The sequence below is a fragment of the Delftia acidovorans NBRC 14950 genome, assembly GCF_001598795.1.
Classification (GTDB): domain Bacteria; phylum Pseudomonadota; class Gammaproteobacteria; order Burkholderiales; family Burkholderiaceae_C; genus Comamonas; species Comamonas acidovorans.
On the sequence record NZ_BCZP01000080.1, the window covers coordinates 1 to 993 of the forward strand.

Here is a 993-nt window from a genome sequence, read left to right on the forward strand (position 1 = left end):
GGCAGCCACCACGGCCACGAGCACGTCGGCCTGGGGCACCAGGGCCCCGGCCTCGTAGACGAGCGTTCCAGCAGCCATGCCCTTGTCCCGATCAGAACGCCGGCAGCGCGATGGAGAAGAAGTTGACGGCCTGGGGCGCGCCGACCGCCAGATCCACGCTGGTGATGTTCAGGTCCGCGCCCGCGCGCGCCACGGTGCCCTGCAGGCGCGGCAGCGTGATGGACAGGCCTCCGGCATCACTGGGGCCAACGAAGCGGAAGAAGCGCACGGTGCCGGACTCGATCACCGTGCCGGTCCAGGTCTGGGTGGACAGCTTCTCGATGAAGCCGTCGGCGGCTGACATGGCGAGGGTCAGTCCCGCAGAGGTGCCGTCGCTGTAGATCCGGGTCAGCAGCTTGTGCACCGCCGGGTCGATGGCTGCATCCGCGGTCAACGGAATCGACGACTCGGGGCAGCCGTACAGCTCCAGGAAGCCGCCATCCAGGGCCGCCTTGAGCGAGCCCGTGGCGAGCATGTGATTGCGAAGGCCGGTAGAGGCTTTGGTCGTCATGGTGGTGGTCCTTGAAAAGGTCAGGAAGCGGTGGGTCAGGAAACGGAGATGAGCTGAAAGCCCGCCAGGATCTCCAGGTAGAAGGCGGGATCGACGGCACGCGCCACGGGCAGGCGCACGATGGACAGCAGCGCGCCGGTGTCCGAGCCCTTGCCCGAGCTGCTGCTCACGAACACTCCGTTGACGGTCTGCATGCCGGTGAAGCTGAACCGCGCCAGGCTCAGCTCGTTGCTCACGCCGCCGGCCGAGACGTTGCCCGGCACCCAGGCCTTGCGCGTCGTGCCGTCGTACTGCGTGACCTCGGTCACCAGCGTGGGCAGCGTGGCGGCCGTCTCGGTGCCGTTGGGCACATAGGAGCCGGACCACAGCCCGATGAACAGGTTGGCCGGCATGGCCGCGCCCTTGAAACAGGCGTTGGCGATCAGGTCCAGGCCTTCGCCGGG

General features: G+C 68.1%; 2 protein-coding genes. Both read right to left on the reverse strand.

The window, feature by feature from the left end:
* Positions 1 to 91 precede the first annotated feature (91 nt).
* The gene (locus DA1_RS29330; RefSeq protein ID WP_034395140.1) at positions 92 to 550 is read right to left on the reverse strand and encodes a hypothetical protein; all 459 of its coding nucleotides are present in this window, start codon (positions 548 to 550) and stop codon (positions 92 to 94) included.
* Between the two features lie 35 nt (positions 551 to 585).
* Positions 586 to 993: hypothetical protein (locus DA1_RS30965; RefSeq protein WP_062794209.1), on the reverse strand; the 408-nt coding region annotated here is incomplete at its 5' end.

What these genes read in the sequence shown, in the direction of transcription:
- DA1_RS29330 (WP_034395140.1), bottom strand. Translation starts at nt 550, where the DNA reads ATGACGACCAAAGCCTCTACCGGCCTTCGCAATCACATGCTCGCCACG.